The sequence below is a fragment of the Bartonella capreoli genome (genome assembly GCF_902813205.1).
GTDB classification, from domain to species: domain Bacteria; phylum Pseudomonadota; class Alphaproteobacteria; order Rhizobiales; family Rhizobiaceae; genus Bartonella; species Bartonella schoenbuchensis.
The window spans coordinates 1-387 of sequence record NZ_CADDZX010000393.1 but is presented as its reverse complement, the minus strand read 5'-3'; the positions used below and the strand labels follow the sequence as shown (position 1 = coordinate 387).

Genomic DNA, 387 nt, shown 5'->3' with positions numbered 1-387 from the left:
GATGTATCTAGATGGGGGGTTGGAGAGCGTTCGACCTTTTATTCAAAGATATTGGCAAAATCGGGCAAAACAAATGGATGCTGGTCGACGTGATGCCAAGACAGAGTTACAGGAATGGGCTCATATGCAAGGCAATGCGCAACCATATTATCGAGTTATAAATCGTTCCGGTCCAGATCATGCTCCTGTTTTTATGGTAGAAGTAAGCATTGCTGGTTTTGCTCCAGAAATTGGGCAAGGAAGTTCTAAAAGATACGCCGAAAGAATAGCAGCTGAGAAAATTTTACGACGAGAGGGTATATGGGAAACAATGGAAAAAAGTGATTATGAATGACGTTATTAAAACGCGTTCTGGTTTTGTTGTACTTATTGGGATGCCTAATGCTG

The 387-nt window shown here is 41.6% G+C and carries 1 protein-coding gene; it reads left to right on the top strand.

Features of this window, described 5'->3' with window-relative positions:
• A partial coding sequence (locus tag J7R05_RS08955) for a putative dsRNA-binding protein (protein WP_246468293.1) occupies positions 1 to 334 on the top strand: 334 nt, incomplete at its 5' end.
• Between the last annotated feature and the right edge of the window lie 53 nt (positions 335 to 387).